Origin of the sequence: Bacillus sp. FSL K6-1005 (assembly GCF_038000225.1) — a bacterium.
GTDB lineage: Bacteria > Bacillota > Bacilli > Bacillales > Bacillaceae > Bacillus > Bacillus mojavensis.
In genome coordinates, this window is record NZ_JBBOBP010000001.1 from 1,173,515 (window position 1) to 1,189,790 (window position 16,276).

General features: G+C 45.7%; 18 protein-coding genes and 1 pseudogene. 13 read left to right on the forward strand and 6 right to left on the reverse strand.

All coding sequences use genetic code 11. From position 1 onward, the window contains the following. Positions 1-5 precede the first annotated feature (5 nt). Entirely contained in the window at positions 6-1,022 is a 1,017-nt protein-coding gene (namA, locus tag NST16_RS06065) for an NADPH dehydrogenase NamA (RefSeq protein ID WP_168748180.1), read from the reverse strand. 170 nt (positions 1,023-1,192) lie between these two features. Here namA and NST16_RS06070 point away from each other — a divergent pair, with 170 nt between their 5' ends. Beyond that, positions 1,193-2,824: a M20/M25/M40 family metallo-hydrolase gene (locus tag NST16_RS06070; protein WP_340888292.1), complete on the forward strand. Its 1,632-nt coding sequence runs from the start codon at positions 1,193-1,195 to the stop codon at positions 2,822-2,824. 46 nt (positions 2,825-2,870) lie between these two features. Here the strand turns inward: NST16_RS06070 and proC are convergent, their stop codons facing one another. Further along, on the reverse strand, positions 2,871-3,707 hold the full coding sequence (gene proC / locus NST16_RS06075) for a pyrroline-5-carboxylate reductase (protein WP_340884835.1): 837 nt from the start codon (positions 3,705-3,707) through the stop codon (positions 2,871-2,873). 402 nt (positions 3,708-4,109) lie between these two features. Here proC and NST16_RS06080 point away from each other — a divergent pair, with 402 nt between their 5' ends. The 5 genes from NST16_RS06080 to NST16_RS06100 all read left to right on the forward strand — a co-directional run bounded on the left by NST16_RS06080 (position 4,110) and on the right by NST16_RS06100 (position 8,734). Further along, positions 4,110-5,069, forward strand: a complete 960-nt coding sequence (locus tag NST16_RS06080) for an MBL fold metallo-hydrolase (protein WP_340884837.1) — start codon at positions 4,110-4,112, stop codon at positions 5,067-5,069. Between the two features lie 5 nt (positions 5,070-5,074). After that, on the forward strand, positions 5,075-5,854 hold the full coding sequence (locus NST16_RS06085; RefSeq protein ID WP_010334830.1) for an SDR family NAD(P)-dependent oxidoreductase: 780 nt from the start codon (positions 5,075-5,077) through the stop codon (positions 5,852-5,854). A 92-nt stretch (positions 5,855-5,946) separates the two neighbouring features. Next, positions 5,947-7,299 (forward strand): D-serine ammonia-lyase, encoded by a 1,353-nt coding sequence (gene dsdA, locus NST16_RS06090; protein WP_340884841.1) that lies wholly within the window; start codon positions 5,947-5,949, stop codon positions 7,297-7,299. An 83-nt stretch (positions 7,300-7,382) separates the two neighbouring features. Further along, complete coding sequence (gene coaA, locus NST16_RS06095; RefSeq protein ID WP_024121956.1) at positions 7,383-8,342, forward strand: type I pantothenate kinase; 960 nt, start codon at positions 7,383-7,385, stop codon at positions 8,340-8,342. A gap of 5 nt (positions 8,343-8,347) precedes the next feature. After that, complete coding sequence (locus tag NST16_RS06100; RefSeq protein WP_340888293.1) at positions 8,348-8,734, forward strand: VOC family protein; 387 nt, start codon at positions 8,348-8,350, stop codon at positions 8,732-8,734. On the opposite strand, the gene NST16_RS06105 is transcribed toward NST16_RS06100, so the two are convergent. The 3 genes from NST16_RS06105 to NST16_RS06115 form a co-directional block, all read right to left on the reverse strand. Then, positions 8,731-8,892, reverse strand: a complete 162-nt coding sequence (locus NST16_RS06105) for a hypothetical protein (RefSeq protein ID WP_340884848.1) — start codon at positions 8,890-8,892, stop codon at positions 8,731-8,733. The genes NST16_RS06100 and NST16_RS06105 overlap by 4 nt on opposite strands. A 53-nt stretch (positions 8,893-8,945) precedes the next feature. After that, positions 8,946-10,175, reverse strand: a complete 1,230-nt coding sequence (locus tag NST16_RS06110; RefSeq protein ID WP_340884851.1) for an MDR family MFS transporter — start codon at positions 10,173-10,175, stop codon at positions 8,946-8,948. A 516-nt stretch (positions 10,176-10,691) separates the two neighbouring features. Continuing rightward, positions 10,692-10,898, reverse strand: coding sequence for a YqzH family protein (locus tag NST16_RS06115; protein ID WP_010334838.1), 207 nt, complete (start codon positions 10,896-10,898; stop codon positions 10,692-10,694). Positions 10,899-11,065: 167 nt separating this feature from the next. Here NST16_RS06115 and NST16_RS06120 point away from each other — a divergent pair, with 167 nt between their 5' ends. The 7 genes and pseudogenes from NST16_RS06120 to NST16_RS06150 all read left to right on the forward strand — a co-directional run bounded on the left by NST16_RS06120 (position 11,066) and on the right by NST16_RS06150 (position 15,249). Continuing rightward, positions 11,066-12,304: a DNA polymerase IV gene (locus NST16_RS06120; RefSeq protein ID WP_229146973.1), complete on the forward strand. Its 1,239-nt coding sequence runs from the start codon at positions 11,066-11,068 to the stop codon at positions 12,302-12,304. Beyond that, positions 12,301-12,639 (forward strand): YolD-like family protein, encoded by a 339-nt coding sequence (locus NST16_RS06125; RefSeq protein WP_340884855.1) that lies wholly within the window; start codon positions 12,301-12,303, stop codon positions 12,637-12,639. Before NST16_RS06120 ends, NST16_RS06125 begins: the two co-directional genes overlap by 4 nt. A gap of 187 nt (positions 12,640-12,826) precedes the next feature. Beyond that, positions 12,827-13,297, forward strand: coding sequence for a GNAT family N-acetyltransferase (locus NST16_RS06130; protein ID WP_010334826.1), 471 nt, complete (start codon positions 12,827-12,829; stop codon positions 13,295-13,297). A gap of 12 nt (positions 13,298-13,309) precedes the next feature. Beyond that, positions 13,310-13,667 (forward strand): annotated as a pseudogene (locus NST16_RS06135) (antibiotic biosynthesis monooxygenase family protein). After that, the gene (locus NST16_RS06140) at positions 13,645-14,676 is read left to right on the forward strand and encodes a bifunctional GNAT family N-acetyltransferase/GrpB family protein (protein ID WP_340884862.1); all 1,032 of its coding nucleotides are present in this window, start codon (positions 13,645-13,647) and stop codon (positions 14,674-14,676) included. Before NST16_RS06135 ends, NST16_RS06140 begins: the two are co-directional and overlap by 23 nt. After that, on the forward strand, positions 14,673-14,996 hold the full coding sequence (locus NST16_RS06145; RefSeq protein ID WP_010334823.1) for an iron-sulfur cluster biosynthesis family protein: 324 nt from the start codon (positions 14,673-14,675) through the stop codon (positions 14,994-14,996). The genes NST16_RS06140 and NST16_RS06145 overlap by 4 nt, the downstream gene beginning before the upstream one ends. Before the next feature lie 13 nt (positions 14,997-15,009). Continuing rightward, positions 15,010-15,249, forward strand: a complete 240-nt coding sequence (locus NST16_RS06150) for a YqkC family protein (protein WP_010334822.1) — start codon at positions 15,010-15,012, stop codon at positions 15,247-15,249. Positions 15,250-15,282: 33 nt separating this feature from the next. Here the strand turns inward: NST16_RS06150 and NST16_RS06155 are convergent, their stop codons facing one another. Next, a complete protein-coding gene (locus tag NST16_RS06155; protein ID WP_268445955.1) occupies positions 15,283-16,188 on the reverse strand; it encodes an alpha/beta hydrolase in 906 nt (301 codons plus the stop codon). Positions 16,189-16,276 lie beyond the last annotated feature (88 nt).

The following is a 16,276-nucleotide window of genomic DNA, read 5'->3' on the forward strand; positions in this document are numbered from 1 at the left end:
CAAGATTACCAGCCTCTTTCGTATTGAACAGGGGCTTGAATATCTGTATTGAGCTGTTTTGCGGCAGTTCTTGCAAAGTAAGGATCGCGTAATAGCTCTCTGCCGATAAAGATGAGGTCTGCACGGTTATTTTGAAGAATTTCTTCAGCCATTGAACCATTTGTAATCATTCCGACAGCACCAGTCGCCATATCAGCCTGTTCGCGGATTTTCTCGGCAAAGCTGACCTGATAGCCAGGGAATACGTTAATGTCTGCATGAACAAGGGCACCTGAGCTGCAGTCAATTAAGTCAACGCCCTGCTCCTTCATCCATTTTGCAAAACCGATATGATCAGCGATGTCTAAGCCTTTGTCTGTATAGTCAGAAGCCGATACACGGACAAATAAAGGACCATCCCACACTTGATTGACTTCATCAATGATTTCTCTTAAGAAACGGTACCGGTTTTCTGGTGAGCCACCGTATTCATCTGTGCGATGGTTAGAAAGCGGAGATAAAAATTCATGAATTAAGTATCCGTGTGCCGCATGAATCTCAATCACATCAAAGCCTGCTTCTTTTGCACGGGCTGCTGCTTGTTTGAACTCCTGCACGGTCTCTTTCACTTTTTCAGTTGTCATTTCAACCGGTGTGCTGGATTGCTCGTCAAACGCAATCGCAGACGGAGCGAAAATATCGCCTTCAAGCTCTGCTTTACGTCCTGCGTGGGCAAGCTGAATTCCGATTTTTGAGCCTTGCGCTTTTACCTGCTCAGTCAGCTTTGCAAAACCTTCGATATGTTCGTCGCTCCATATCCCTAAATCTTGGTCTGTGATGCGTCCTTGAGGATTAACCGCTGATGCTTCCACAATAATTAACCCGACCTGGCCGACTGCGCGTGTTATGTAGTGAGCCATGTGGAACGGCTGTAACTTTCCGTCCTTTTCGTGAGAAGAGTACATGCACATTGGTGACATCACAATGCGGTTTTTTAACGTTACATCTTTAATCGTCATAGGTGTGAATAATTTTCTGGCCATTTCTTTCGCCTCCCGTAAGGTTTTTAGAGGTTGATTATAACAAGTCATTTCTTTCCCGTCATATAAACTGCTCAAACGATCCGATTTTGTCAAACATTTCTGTATAATAGAAAGGGAGTCATGTTATTTTTTAGAATCGAAGCGTTTTTATACATAGGAGGGCGGAAATGATGAATTGGCAGACTAAGGATAATTTGCTTACCCTTTTAACTTCGCTTGTCCAGTACGAAAGTGTCACTGGTTCGAAAGGGGAAGCCGCACTTGCGGAATATCTTTATTATCTTTTAAAGGACAAGCCTTATTTTCAAAATAACCCTGCTCATGTCACACTCCATCCAATGGAAGACGGCAGAACGTTTCTGACGGCGCTTGTCAAAAAGAAAGATGTCAAACAGACAGTGCTATTGTTGAGCCATTTTGATGTCGTGGACATAGAGGACTACGGCGAATTCAAGCATATGGCCTGTAAGCCGGCTGAGCTTTTAAACTCCTTTTTGGAGAAAAAAGAGTTGCTTCCTGAACGCGTGAGAACAGACGCGGAAAGCGGCGACTGGCTGTTTGGAAGAGGCACGATGGATATGAAAGCGGGGCTTACTGTTCAGCTGTCGATGCTTGAGCGGGCAATGAATGGTCATTTTGATGGGAATGTCCTTTTGATTACGGTTCCTGACGAGGAAGTGAATTCAAGAGGAATGATCGAAGCCGTTCCTGCACTGAAAGAAATCAAGCATAAATATCATCTTACATACACTGCTTGTTTGAATAGCGAACCGATGTTTGAAAAATTTCCGGGCGACCAGCGGCAATATGTGTATACAGGCAGCATTGGCAAGGTTCTCGCAGGATTTTTCTGCAAAGGGATAGAAACGCATGTCGGAGAGCCGTTTTCCGGTTTAAATGCAAATTTAATGGTTTCTGAGATCAATCGTCTGCTGGAGCTGAACGTGAATTACTGCGAAATGGCTGACGGGGAAGTCACCCCGCCGCCGGTAAACTTAATGCAAAAGGACTTGAAAGAGGCATATTCCGTCCAAACCCCGCATACAGCCGTTACGTTATTTAATGTGCTGACAATGCAGCGCTCCGCGAGTGAGCTGCATGACATGCTAAAAAAAACCGCAGAGCAGGCGGCAGAGGAGATTACAAATCATATTCAGCAGAAAACACGTGACTTCCAGAAGTTTGAGCCATTTCATCCAATTGAACGAACTGTCTCTGTTTTTACGTTTGATGAGCTTCTTGCACGTGCGAAAAGTCGTGTCGGAAGCCCGGAAACAGAACGGGTGCTGAATTTCACCTATGCAAACAGGGGAGACCTTGGAGACAGAGACTTTTCGACTAAAATTGTATCAGAGCTCGCTGCGCTGTGTAAGGAAGATACGCCGCTCATTGTTCTCTTTTATAGCCCTCCGTTTTATCCGGCGGTGTCATCAAAAAACGATCAGGTAATCATGAATACTGCCGGCAAGCTCATTCAATATGCAGCTGATAGGTACGGCATTGCTTTACGGGAGGTTCAGTATTTCCCAGGGCTCTCGGATTTGAGCTATCTTCAGCTGGAAAAACAGGATGTTGGTGCATACACAAGCAATATGCCGCTCTTTAACAGAGGATATTCACTTCCAAGCAGGGAAGGCGAGGCGCTGTATGTTCCGGTATTAAATGTCGGCCCGTCTGGAAAAGACCCGCATAAATGGACGGAACGACTGTATGTGCCTTATTCCTTTGAGGTGCTTCCCGACTTGCTTTCCTTTACAATCTCTGCATTATTAAAACAATCAGAAGCTGCCAGCCAGTCTTAGGATAAAGAAGACAGAAAGCGCATTGTCTTCTGTCTTATGTTTTTCTCTAAAAATGCTTTTCTAAAGCGGCTCCGGCAAATTGCTCTTTGATTTCAGCGCTTCGTTTGGCCGTTTCTTCAATACAATGAATGATTGCTTCTTCAAAGCGGGCCTCCGTTAAAGCGCGAAGGCCTGCCTCTGTTGTTCCCCCAGGGCTCGTAATCTCCTTGCGCAGCTGCGCCGGCTGTTTTCTGCTTTGGCGAAGCATATCTGTCGCGCCTGCCATTGTCTGCAGGATCAGTTTTTTTGCCGTTTCCTCATCTAAACCGACCTTTTGCGCCGCTTTTTCCATCGCTTCAATATAGCGATACAGGTAAGCGGGGCCGCTGCCTGCTATCGCGGTAACGGCATCAAGGTGCTGCTCCTCAACCAATGTGGCCTCACCGATTGTTTCTAGCAATGCTTTAGCCGCTGTGATATCGTCTTGGCTTGCTTCAGCGCTTACGGAAAATCCGGTTGCTGATTTTCTGATGGCAGCTGAAGTATTCGGCATCACCCGTATGACAGCAAGCTTTCTGCCGAAATAATGCTGAATGGTTTCGATGGTAAGGCCTGCAAGCACAGAAATGACAAGCTGATCCTTCATATAAGGACGAATGCTGTCAATGCTCTCTGCCGCATCCTTAGGCTTAAAAGCAAGAACGACGATATCAGTTTGTGTGAAAAACTTGCTCTTATCCCTGCATGGTCGCACGCCGTACATTTCCTTTAATTCATTGAGTCTCTCTTCATTTGACCTGTTTGTGATATAAATATTTTCAGGTTTTGTAATGCCGCTTTGCAAAAAACCGTTGATCATAGCTTCAGCCATGGACCCGGCGCCGACAAATCCTATCTTTTTCATGGATATCCTCCTTCTATTAGAACAACAAAAAACCTTTTCATCACGTAAAGGACGAAAAGGTTCGCGGTACCACCCTCATTAGCACAACTTGTGCTCAGCTCAAATCCCGTAACGCGGGAAACGTTTAGGTTTTCCTAACCGCTCTGAGGGCAGGTTCTACAAACAAGCGGGCCGCGATACCTTTCAGCCTGGGGATATCGCTCTCTCTGGCCATTGCCTGTATACTATTCCTCTCGTCATAGCGTTCCAATGGTTCTCATTTTAGTTGTTGTTCATTATGCAATGGGGGACAAGCTAATGTCAATAGCTTTTTCAAAAAGGGCCGTTCTCATACGGCAATAATGACACAAGACCGAGAAAAAGCTAAAATATGAGTAATGAATGAAGACAAGGAGCAAAAGAATGACAACTGCAGATATCATTCCGATTCGCGTCCCGACACCGTTTGCCGTCGGTGATGTCATCGTTTACTTAGTAAAAGGTGATGCGCTGACACTAATCGATTGTGGACCGAAAACCAAAGAGGCGGCTGCAGCCCTAAAAGAGCAGCTTGCCGCTGTACATATAGAAATGTCAGATATTGAGCAGATCGTGCTGACTCACCATCACGCGGATCATGCAGGGTTGCTTGATGTTTTTTCTGATGACATTAAAGTGATTGGACATTTGTTTAACGAACCATATATCAGCAGAGACAAGGCATTTATGGAGTGGCAAAAACATTTTTTTCAAAAGCTGCTGCCTGAGTTAGGCGTTCCATTTGATGATGTGAAAGCAGAAAGGCTTATCCGGTCGGCCTACGCATTTTCCTGTACAAGATCCTTGACCCAAACGGTGACGGAAGGGATGAAAATTGACGGGATGGATGACTGGACTGTTCTGGAGATGCCCGGACATGCAGAGTCGCATATTGTTCTCTTTCATGAAAAGACCGGAAGAATGCTTGGCGGTGATTTGCTGCTGGCGAACAGCTCGTCTAACCCGATTCTAGAAGCGCCAAAAACGGGAGAAAAAAGAACGGAGCCTTTACTGGATTATCAGCGGTCGCTGCGGAGGCTGTCTGAACTTGCCCCGAACACAGTGTTTCCCGGTCATGGCGATACGATTAGCAATGTACCAGCGCTGATCAAGAAGCGGTTAGACAAGCAGAGCAGCCGGACCAAGGATGTGCGTCACATGCTGTCGGAAAAACCGCTTACCGCTTTTCAGGTTTGTCAGCAGCTCTTTCCTGCTGTTTATGAAAAAGAGTTGTTTTTAACGATGTCAGAAACGGTTGGGCATCTTGATATATTGGCGGCCGAAGCAGGCATCACGTCATATTGGGATGGAAATACCGCATACTTTAGAGCAATAGAGAGGTGAACAGGGTGAAAAATATAGCTGGCAAGCGTATTTGGATTACAGGTGCTTCAGGAGGGCTTGGAGAAAGAATCGCTTATTTATGTGCGGCTGAAGGAGCCCATGTTTTGCTGTCGGCAAGACGTGAGGATCGTTTGAAGGAAATCAAAAGAAAAATGACCGAGGAATGGAGCGGACAGTGTGATATTTTTCCTCTGGATGTCTCCCGTCTTGAAGATATCACCCTCGTCCGTGATCAGATCGGTCCGGTTGATGTGCTGATCAATAATGCTGGCTTTGGTATTTTTGAAACGGTTTTAGATTCGACCCTAGATGAAATGAAATCAATGTTTGATGTCAATGTTTTCGGTCTGATTGCCTGTACAAAAGCTGTTCTTCCGCATATGCTTGAGCAAAAAAGCGGACATATCATTAATATTGCCTCTCAAGCAGGGAAAATTGCTACGCCGAAATCCAGCCTTTATTCAGCGACAAAACATGCTGTGCTCGGCTATTCAAACGCTTTGCGTATGGAACTGGCGGGCACGGGCGTCTATGTGACGACAGTCAATCCAGGGCCGATTCAGACTGACTTTTTTTCTATCGCTGATAAAAGCGGAGACTATGTCAAAAATGTCGGACGCTGGATGCTTGACCCAGATGATGTGGCGGCACAAATCACGTCTGCCATTATGACGAACAAACGTGAAATCAATCTTCCTCGTTTGATGAATGCCGGAACAAAGCTATATCAGATGTTTCCAGCACTTGTGGAAAAGCTGGCTGGACGGGTGCTCATGAAAAAATAAGCATGGAACTGCCTGTGTGAGACGCCTTTTGGTGTGTTTGCAGGCAGTTTTTTATAAAGAGATATAGTTGTTAAAGGAAGGAGAAATCGCTGATGTCAATAAATCAAGAAACTCTGCGTGACCTGATAAAAGATCCATTTATTCAGAAACTGATTGATGCCCGACCGGTATTCTGGGCTAATCCCGGCAAGAAAGAGGGGGTGGCATTACAAGCGGCTGAGTGGAAATGTGAGATAGACGAGGCGGACAAAAGACTTCGGCGCTTTGCTCCTTATATTGCAGAGGCATTTCCGGAAACAAAAGCCGCCGAAGGGATGATTGAATCGCCGCTTATTGAAATAAGCCATATGAAAAAGAAGCTGGAGGAAGTGTATGGCGAAACGTTTCCGGGGAGATGGCTTTTAAAGTGCGATCATGAGCTTCCGATTTCTGGATCGATTAAAGCCCGTGGCGGTATTTATGAAGTGCTGAAGCATGCGGAGGAGCTGGCGCTTCAAGAAGGAATGCTTAAGGAAACAGACGATTATCGCGTCTTGCACGAAGAGCGGTTCACTTCATTTTTCTCCCGCTATTCCATTGCTGTCGGCTCAACAGGAAATCTTGGTTTAAGCATCGGCATCATTGGCGCCAAACTAGGCTTTCGCGTGACGGTGCATATGTCCTCCGACGCTAAACAGTGGAAGAAGGATTTACTTCGCAAAAAGGGTGTCACTGTCATTGAGTACGAATCAGATTACAGTGAAGCGGTTAAAGAAGGACGGCGGCAGGCGGAACAAGACCCATTCTGTTATTTTATTGATGATGAACATTCCCGTCATCTGTTCCTAGGATATGCGGCAGCGGCCAGTCGTTTAAAAACGCAGCTCAGCTTTATGAATATCGAGCCTGGTCCTGAAACACCGCTGTTTGTGTATTTGCCTTGCGGAGTCGGCGGAGGGCCGGGCGGTGTGGCATTTGGACTGAAGCTCCTGTACGGAAACCATGTCCATGTATTTTTCGGGGAGCCAACCCATTCACCGTCTATGCTCTTAGGTCTATATTCAGGCCTGCATGATCGGATCTCTGTACAGGATATCGGCTTGGATAATGTAACGGCTGCTGACGGGCTTGCCGTTGGGCGCCCGTCAGGATTTGTCGGCAATCTGATAGAACCTTTGCTGAGCGGCTGTTATACTATCGAAGACGAAACGCTGTATGCCTTGCTTCATTTGCTGGCTTTATCTGAAAATAAGCATTTAGAGCCGTCTGCGCTTGCCGGCATGTTCGGACCTGTTCAGCTGTTTCTAGCGGAAACCGGGAAACACTACATGTCTGAAAATGATCTGCGGCACAGCATGAAAAATGCCGTACATGTCGTCTGGGGAACGGGAGGCAGTATGGTTCCGAAAGAAGAAATGGCTGCATATAACCGAATCGGTGCTGACTTGTTAAAAAAGATAAATTGAAAAAATAAGCAGACAGTAGGAATGTTTTCCGTTACAATCTTTGTAAGCGTTTGTTTAAAGCTACAGAGAGTCAGGTGTAAACAGTGAAAAATAAAGAGCTTAATTTACATACTTTATATACACAGCACAGCCGGCAGTCTTGGTCAGGATTTGGAGGCCATTTGTCGATTGCTGTTTCTGAAGAAGAGGCAAAAGCTGTTGAAGGGCTGAATGATCATTTATCCGTAGAAGAAGTGGAGACGATCTATATTCCGCTTGTTCGTCTGCTTCATTTGCATGTCAAGTCCGCTGCCGAGCGAAATAAGCATGTGAATGTTTTCTTGAAGCACCCTCATTCAGCCAAAATTCCGTTTATCATTGGTATTGCCGGCAGTGTCGCTGTCGGGAAAAGCACGACAGCGCGGATTTTGCAGAAGCTGCTTTCACGTTTGCCGGATCGGCCCAAGGTCAGCCTGATCACGACAGACGGCTTTTTATTTCCTACAGCTGAGCTGAAGAAGAAAAACTTGCTGTCAAGAAAAGGATTTCCTGAAAGCTATGATGTGAAAGCGCTCCTCGAATTTTTGAATGACGTAAAGTCAGGAAAAGAAAGAGTAAAGGCCCCGGTCTATTCTCATTTAACCTATGACCGTGAGGAAGGTGTGTTTGAGGTTGTAGAACAGGCTGATATCGTGATCATCGAAGGAATTAATGTACTTCAATCGCCGACCTTGGAGGATGACCGGGAAAATCCCCGCATCTTTGTTTCCGATTTCTTTGATTTTTCAATTTACGTAGATGCGGACGAAAGCCGGATTCTTACCTGGTATTTAGAGCGTTTCCGCCTTCTCCGGGAAACGGCCTTTCAAAATCCGGACTCGTATTTTCATAAATTTAAAGACCTGTCCGACCAGGAGGCTGACGAGATGGCAACCTCGATTTGGGAGAGTGTCAACCGCCCTAATTTATATGAAAATATTTTGCCGACTAAATTCAGGTCAGATTTAATATTGCGAAAGGGAGACCGGCATAAGGTAGAAGAAGTGTTAGTGAGAAGGGTGTGATCATGATGCACCATATTGAGCTGTATGTCTCCGACTTGGAAGCGTCTAAGCGGTTTTGGGGATGGTTTTTAGCAGAGCTTGGCTATAAAGAGTTTCAAAAATGGAGTTCCGGCATCAGCTGGAAGAAGGATCACTTTTACCTTGTGATTGTTCAGGTAAAAGAAGAATATCTAGAGCCGGAATATCACAGGTGCCGTGTCGGGCTGAACCATCTCGCGTTTCATGCTGAATCCAGGCTTCAAGTCGACCTGATGACTGAAAAATTGATAGCAAAAGGCTATCGTGTGCTGTACCGAGACCGGCATCCTTTTGCCGGGGGAGACGGGCATTATGCAGTCTATTGTGAGGACCCTGACCGGATTAAGGTAGAGCTCGTTGCCCCAAGCGGTTAATCGTTTTGGTCTTCGGACATGCTGTTAAGCTTTTTTTCAATTCGGTCCAGTTGTGCTTTGCGGTTTTTCGCATATTTAGAGCCGATGACAGCCGCCGAGATAACAGCGGCAATCATGAAAAACACGATCAGCTGAAAGATGATATCACCTATATTCATATTTCATCACCTCGTTTTTGCGGGAGAGAGCGATTCTCTCCCGTCTTCTTGTGTTAAAGCGGCTTCCCCAGTCCGGGTTGCTGCTCAGTGATTCCCGCTTTCATCCTCCGATAGGCAAACGCTAAAAACGGCAGGCCAAGCAGGGTAGTGCCGCTAAGGACAGAAAAAATGGAACTTGGATGCCCGGCGCCAAATATATCGATACATAAGCCGCCTGCCCAAGGGCCAATCACATTCCCAAACTGCGAAAAGCCGATCGCTCCGAAATACGTTCCTTTTAATCCGGGTTTTGCAATCTGGTCTACAAACAAATCCATCATACAGAATAAGAGCACTTCTCCAACTGTAAATGCAACCACAATGATAACAAGTGAAGAAACGCCGTGTGACATGGTAAGGATCATCATGCTGGCGCTGATCATGATATTGCCGAGCATCAGGGAGCAAAGCGGCGAAAACCGTTTACCAAGGTAGACGATGGGAAACTGTGTTGCCAAAACAACAATTGCGTTTAATGTCAGCATGAAGCCGTACAATTTTGTCCCATCTTCGATAAAAGGATTTTGTGCCATATATTGCGGAAATGTAGAGCTGAACTGCGAAAAGCCGAAGATGGATAGTGTAATGCCGATAAGAGCAACTGTAAAAAGACGATCCTTTTGCGTTACCATAAACGCTTCCCGAACGTTCATATTTCTGGATTGTTCTAATGTCGCGGGTGGATGCTTTTTAAATTGGATGGCAAGGATCAAACCGTACATCCCATAAATTACCGCGGGCACCAAAAAAGGAGCGGTAGATTGTGATGAACCAAAGTACAGACCCAGCACAGGGCCGAAGACAACGCCGATATTAATGGCTGCATACCGCAGATTAAAAACCAGCAATCTTGTTTTTTCTTCTGTCATATCTGACAGCAAAGCTTTTGATGCAGGTTCAAACAGTGATTTACAAAGCCCGTTTAACGCATTTACCACAAAAAATACCCAGAGGTGAGAAGTAGCCGCAAACCCTGCAAACACCAGCATCCAGCCGAAAATGGATACAAGCATCATGTTCTTTCTGCCGAATTTGTCCGAGATATATCCGCCATAAAAGCTTGCAATGATGCCGACTGATGAGCTCGCCGCAATGACAAGCCCCGCATAGGATGCTGATGCGCCTTGGACAGCTGTTAAATAAATCGCTAAAAACGGAATGCTCATCGATGTTGCCATTCTGCCGAAAATGGTTCCGATAATAATTGTCCAGCTGATTGGGTGGATATCTTTCCATGTCTTCATGTTTATTGTTCTCTCCTGTTAGTAAGATCTTTTTCTATCATACATGAAAAAATTTCCTTATCCAACGGAGGATTAAATATTTTTACTTACCGGTTTATATGGGTTTGTTATGTGCGCGCAGGATGACCTTTGTTTTTGATGGTTCAAGTTTCACGTTGACGATGGCGTTTAGCCGTTGAAGTGGAGGTTGAAATACTCGGATTTTTTTGTCTGGCGCTTATATCTGACCATGAAAGTGTAATTCTCATTGAGCAGAAATGCCTGTCCAGTTTAAAGGCATGAGGAATGCGGGAGAGCAATCGGATTTCGTTTAAAGACGTTGACTCATCAGGCTGTAGCTCATATGGAAGGGTTCCTGAAATGCTGAGTGAGACCGGGCATCAGATTAAAGTTTATGCTGATGGGCTTGAGCGTCCGTATATGAGAAGGGGCGCTTCCACTTGATATCAGCCGCGTCCCTTCTGGCCATACTAAAACAAATATACGAAAATTCTCCAACAATGAAGGTGCATGACACTAAGAAAACAGCCCTTGGTTTGTGACGTAGTCATAAATGATATCCTCTATATGCGCATGCAGGTCCTCGTCTGGATCTTCATTTTGTCTTTCCTCTAAGGCAGCTTTCAGGCTTTGTTTTTCATACGGGCTTAACGGATCAATGGCAACATTTCGGCCGTATTGGCGCAATGCCTGTCCCAACATTTTTTCGACAAATTTCTCCATTTTGATTCTCCTATCTTTATGGTTCGCTTTCATTCTACTAAATGTTTTCCTTCTCTCAAACCCTTGCATCATATTTTCTGTCAGACAAGAATCATTTACCAGTATAAACCGAACGTATTTTCGCATATAATAGCAGAAGCGAACATAAGTTCTTTTTAGAGGTGTGTATGATGAAAGAAAAAGTGATTTTTCTCGTTGACATGCAATCGTTTTATGCATCTGTAGAGAAAGCGGAAAATCCACATTTGAAAAATCAGCCGGTGATTGTTTCGGGTGATCCGGAAAGGAGGGGCGGAGTTGTATTGGCTGCATGCCCGCTGGCGAAACAAAAAGGGGTAGCCAATGCCTCACGCCTGTGGGAAGCGCAGGAAAAATGCCCTGAAGCGATTGTGCTTCGGCCTCGGATGCAGCGGTATATTGATGTATCACTGCAAATCACCGCCATTTTAGAGGAATATACAGATCTTGTGGAGCCCTATTCCATTGACGAGCAATTCATGGATATCACAGGCAGCCAGAAGCTGTTTGGGGCGCCCGAGGAAATTGCCAAAAGCATTCAAGACAGAATCATGCGGGAGGTCGGCATTTATGCCCGGGTCGGAATCGGCCCTAATAAAGCGCTCGCCAAGATCGCGTGTGACAATTTTGCCAAAAAGAATAAGAACGGTATTTTTACGTTAACGAAAGAAAATATGAAAACCGAGATGTGGCCGCTTCCGGTAGGGAGTATGTTTGGCGTTGGGAGCCGGATGAAACATCATTTAAATCGAATGGGCATTAGCACAATCGGCGGGCTTGCGGTTTTTCCACTCGAGCTTTTAAAAAAGAAATGGGGCATTAACGGACACGTGCTGTGGATGACGGCGAACGGAATCGACTATTCTCCTGTGTCAACGGCATCGCTGGACGGACAAAAAGCAATTGGCCACGGAATGACACTCCCGAGAGACTATGAACACTTTGACAAAGAAATAAAAGTCGTTCTGCTGGAGCTAAGTGAAGAGGTGTGCAGGCGAAGCCGAAACGCCGGGATGATGGGGCAGACGGTTTCGGTGAGCTGCAGGGGGGCTGACTTTGATTTGCCGACCGGCTTCAACCGGCAAGTGAAGCTGGCAGAACCGACCAATTCTACGCAGGATGTGTACCAGGCTGTATGCAGACTGTTTCTCAAGTTTTGGGATGGGAAGCCTGTCCGCCGCCTCGGGGTCAACCTCTCTCAGCTTTCATCTGATGAAGTATGGCAGCTCAATTTATTTCAGGATTATGCAAAGAAGATGAGCCTCGGCTATGTGATGGACGGGATTAAAAGCCGGTTCGGCGACACGGCGATCATCAGGGCGGCCTCACTGACAGCTGCAGGCCAGGCGTTTGAACGCGCGGCTAAAATTGGAGGGCATTATAAATGAATGAGCATTTACAAAGAGGCAATCTGCTGTGGGAAGGAAGCCGGATGTTTCTGCCTGAACATAAACAAAGCCTGCTTGAGAGAAAACGCCATAAACAGAAGCTGCAAAAGCCGATCCTTGATTCGGATCAGCTGGAGGAGATGAACCAAACGCTTTGCACTGCGATGGAATTTGCTCAGGATATCACTGTCAGCTGCTTTCAGGATGGCGAAATTGTCACCTGCAGCGGGAAAATCTGCCGCTATGAGGAGTTTGAAAAGACAGTGTGGATCAAAGGAGACGCCGGCAAGCTCTGTAAGCTAAGACTTGATCAGGTGCTTGATATTTTTCTGTAAATGTTCTCCCTCCCGGCGGCTGGAGGGGGAGAACTAGGTATGAAAAATAGCAAACATGTTCCCTCAGCAGTCTGAAAACGTATGATACAGAAAAGAAGGCATTTACAATTCCAGTCAGGCAAAATATAATTTTTATATTGTGAGAAAAAAGAGACATTCGTTTTGCCAGACGGAGGGAGAAATCGTAATGGATATTCGAACAATCACGTCTTCAGATTATGAAATGGTAACGTCTGTGATGAATGAATGGTGGGGCGGCAGGCAGCTGAAAGAAAAACTCCCGCGATTATTTTTTGAACATTTTCAGGACACCAGCTTTATTACACATGAACAAAATAGCATGACTGGATTTTTAATCGGATTTCAATCGCAATCAGATCCTGTAACGGCATACATCCATTTTTCCGGTGTGCATCCGGATTTCAGAAAAATGCAAATTGGAAAACAATTATACGATGTGTTTATTGAAACGGTTAAGCAGAGGGGATGCACCCGGGTAAAGTGCGTCACATCCCCGGTAAATAAGGTGTCAATCGCGTATCATACAAGACTTGGGTTTGAGATTGAAAAAGGCAGCAAAACAGTAAATGGCATCTCAGTATTTGCAAATTACGATGGACCGGGCCAAGACAGGGTTCTTTTTGTGAAAAACATATGAGGAGGAACCGCTATGGATTTTTTGTCAAAAACACCTGAGCCTCCTTATTATGCTGTTATCTTTTCTTCTGTCAAAAGTGAAAAAGACGAAGCATATGGAGAAACAGCAGAGCGGATGGCTTCGCTTGCGGCGAGCCAGCCCGGATTTTTAGGTGTGGAAAGCGTTCGCGAAGCGGATGGAACCGGCATTACAGTTTCCTATTGGGAGAGTATGGACGCAATCAATCATTGGAGGCATCACACCGAACACCAAGCAGCGAAAGAAAAAGGAAAAAGCGTGTGGTATGAATCGTATGCGGTCCGCGTCGCCAAAGTCGAAAAGCAGCGGCTGTTTTCGGGAGAAAACAAATGATTGCATTTCTTCAGCATAAGGAAGAGGTTGTATCACGTGAGATTATTGACGTTCAAAATCCAGCTTATGTAAAAGAAGCGGAGCTTATCGGTTTTGACGGAATCCCTGCTTTACACGAAAAAGCTGAGGATATCAGAGCCTCTCAGGAGCGATTTGCGGGATTTCGGGAAAACGGGAAACTGCTCGGCGTCATTTCATACGAGAAGTTTATGCATGAGCTGACCATTTGCAGGCTTGTTGTGCATCCCGACGGTTTCAGAAAAGGCATCGGACGAGCACTCGTGCAATTTGTTATTGATCAGAACGAAGACGCTGAGAAAATCGAGGTAGTAACAGCCGAGAAAAACAGCCCGGCCGTGTCGCTGTATACGCAGGCAGGATTTGAAAAGACGAAAACCGTCAAAGCGTCAGAGGGGCTTTTTCTGTCAGTCTTTCATCTCTATCCGAAAAGAAAGGTTGAAGTCGCTCACTACAATGAAGAATGGGCAAGACTGTTCAGTGAGGAAAAAGATCGTCTGAAGCTTGTGCTCGGCCCGGAGATCATTGACGTGTATCATGTCGGAAGCACATCGATACCAAATATGGCGGCAAAGCCGGTCATTGATATTCTGATTGCAGTAAAGGATATCGCGGCCGTAAACCAATATGATTCGAAAATGACGGAGCTCGGCTATGCGCCAAAAGGAGAAAACGGCATTATTGGCAGACGCTATTTCCAAAAGGGCGGAAATAAGCGTACCCATCATGTCCATATCTATGAGGGAGGGCATCCTGCTATTGAAAGGCATTTGGTGTTCAGAGATTATCTCACAGCTCATCCGGAAACAGCGAAGGAATACGCCGCGCTCAAAATACAGCTGGCGGCCCAGTATCCGGACAATATCAAGCGGTATATACAGGGAAAAACTGATTGGATCAAGGCTGCAGAAGAAAAAGCGAAGCGGTGGAAAAAAGGCAGAAACAATGCGAACGGACGCGTGGTGTGCTACAATAGCGAAAATGAAAAAAACGGGGGTTTCACCTTATGAACATTCATGTGACAGATGCAGCAGCACAGGCACTGCAGCAAGCGCTTGACGCCAATCCGGGAAAAAAGGCGCAGCTCCGTTATGACGCTGAAGGATGCGGCTGCGCAGTAAGCGGTGTACCGACCATTTGGGTGACAGAGGAATTAACGGGACAGTGTGAGCAGCTGGAAACGAACGGCATCCCGCTATATATCCAGTCGTCGCAAAAAGTGTTTTTTGACGATCAAATGACAATCGATTACAATGAGAAAGCCAAAACGCTGGCGCTGAAAAGTCCGGCTCAAATGCTCAGTCCAAGAATGAGCATATTAGTAAAGTAGGGAGACACGAAACGTGGAACAAAAGCTGAAGTCAATTAAGAATACAGCACAGAATAAAACGTGGGTATCCTTTCTGAACAAAAACCATCCCTACACCCTGCTGCACTGGTCAATCGGAGGAGCGGAATCCGTCAAGAAGGATGTTTGGCTTTTGCAGGATGAAATGACATTTGAAGCGCAGGAGTTTACTACGATAGACCTTGCGATTGAATGGATCAGTGAACATATGGATGGCATCACCGACGTTTTATGATGGAAAAGCGAAAGGCTAGGGGCCTTTCGCTTTTTACGTTATTTTGTCTAAAAAGGCTTGCACGGTTTTTCTATACGTGTCCCGATTTTTTGTATATGACATGGCGTGTTCTCCAGCTTCAGCAATATAGAGTTCCTTTGGACCGGGCTTTTTTTTAAAAAGCCGCTCGGTTGCAGAAACAGGAATATAATCATCGTGCCTGCTGTGAATAAAGAGAACCGGCTTTTCGATGGTATTGATGACAGCAAGCGGGGATACATCGCGTGCGCGGTAGCCGTCCCTGAACCGCAAAAAGGAGTCGGCAATGGGGAGGATCGGCCAGGAAGGCAGCCGGTATTCCACTTTTAGACGATACGCAAGCTGTTCCTCAAAGCTTGCAAACGGGCAATCGGCAATATAAAAATCAGCGCCATCGTCAGGATGTGCCCCTGCATACAGCAGGGCAGTCACTGCTCCCATTGATTCACCGTGGATTCCGACCAATCCGCGTTTACCGATTTTGTCTTTGACCCATTTGACGACCTCGTTTAAATCATCCTTTTCATAAAAACCATAGCTTGTAGTCTTTCCGCCGCTTTGTCCGTGCCGGCGATGATCGTAAATCACCACATTCCAGCCGAGATCAAGAAATAAATCCATATATTTGAGAGAGTTCAATATATTCACGGTCACGCCGTGGCAGATGATCATTGTTTTTGAGGTATCGTGTGGTGCAACATAGTAGCCTTTTATGTCATATCCGTATGCCGATGGAATCACAAAAGCCGTTTTCTCCATGCGTTCAAACGATTCAAATACATCATGCCCGTCATCTGTTTCTCTTTTCATAATCTCTTCGTCGGTTTTTTTCTTTATGAACATAATGATATTTGTAAAACAAATACCGATAGCAGCTACAGCTGCCAAGACAGCGCCGACAGCTAAAAGGAATCTTTTCAAAAGACACAGCACCTTTCAACTCTATTATAAATAACCTTCTAGCACCATTATACCTAAACGCTGCTGAGCCGTCAGAAAAATATGACAG

Coding starts and splice junctions, on each gene's coding strand:
- NST16_RS06130 (WP_010334826.1), top strand. CDS start 12,827: ATGGATATTCGAACAATCACGTCTTCAGATTATGAAATGGTAACGTCT.
- namA (WP_168748180.1), bottom strand. CDS start 1,022: ATGGCCAGAAAATTATTCACACCTATGACGATTAAAGATGTAACGTTA.
- NST16_RS06110 (WP_340884851.1), bottom strand. CDS start 10,175: ATGAAGACATGGAAAGATATCCACCCAATCAGCTGGACAATTATTATC.
- NST16_RS06100 (WP_340888293.1), top strand. CDS start 8,348: ATGCACCATATTGAGCTGTATGTCTCCGACTTGGAAGCGTCTAAGCGG.
- NST16_RS06115 (WP_010334838.1), bottom strand. CDS start 10,898: ATGGAGAAATTTGTCGAAAAAATGTTGGGACAGGCATTGCGCCAATAC.
- dsdA (WP_340884841.1), top strand. CDS start 5,947: ATGTCAATAAATCAAGAAACTCTGCGTGACCTGATAAAAGATCCATTT.
- proC (WP_340884835.1), bottom strand. CDS start 3,707: ATGAAAAAGATAGGATTTGTCGGCGCCGGGTCCATGGCTGAAGCTATG.
- NST16_RS06140 (WP_340884862.1), top strand. CDS start 13,645: ATGATTGCATTTCTTCAGCATAAGGAAGAGGTTGTATCACGTGAGATT.
- NST16_RS06145 (WP_010334823.1), top strand. CDS start 14,673: ATGAACATTCATGTGACAGATGCAGCAGCACAGGCACTGCAGCAAGCG.
- NST16_RS06080 (WP_340884837.1), top strand. CDS start 4,110: ATGACAACTGCAGATATCATTCCGATTCGCGTCCCGACACCGTTTGCC.
- NST16_RS06120 (WP_229146973.1), top strand. CDS start 11,066: ATGATGAAAGAAAAAGTGATTTTTCTCGTTGACATGCAATCGTTTTAT.
- NST16_RS06105 (WP_340884848.1), bottom strand. CDS start 8,892: ATGAATATAGGTGATATCATCTTTCAGCTGATCGTGTTTTTCATGATT.
- NST16_RS06125 (WP_340884855.1), top strand. CDS start 12,301: ATGAATGAGCATTTACAAAGAGGCAATCTGCTGTGGGAAGGAAGCCGG.
- NST16_RS06070 (WP_340888292.1), top strand. CDS start 1,193: ATGAATTGGCAGACTAAGGATAATTTGCTTACCCTTTTAACTTCGCTT.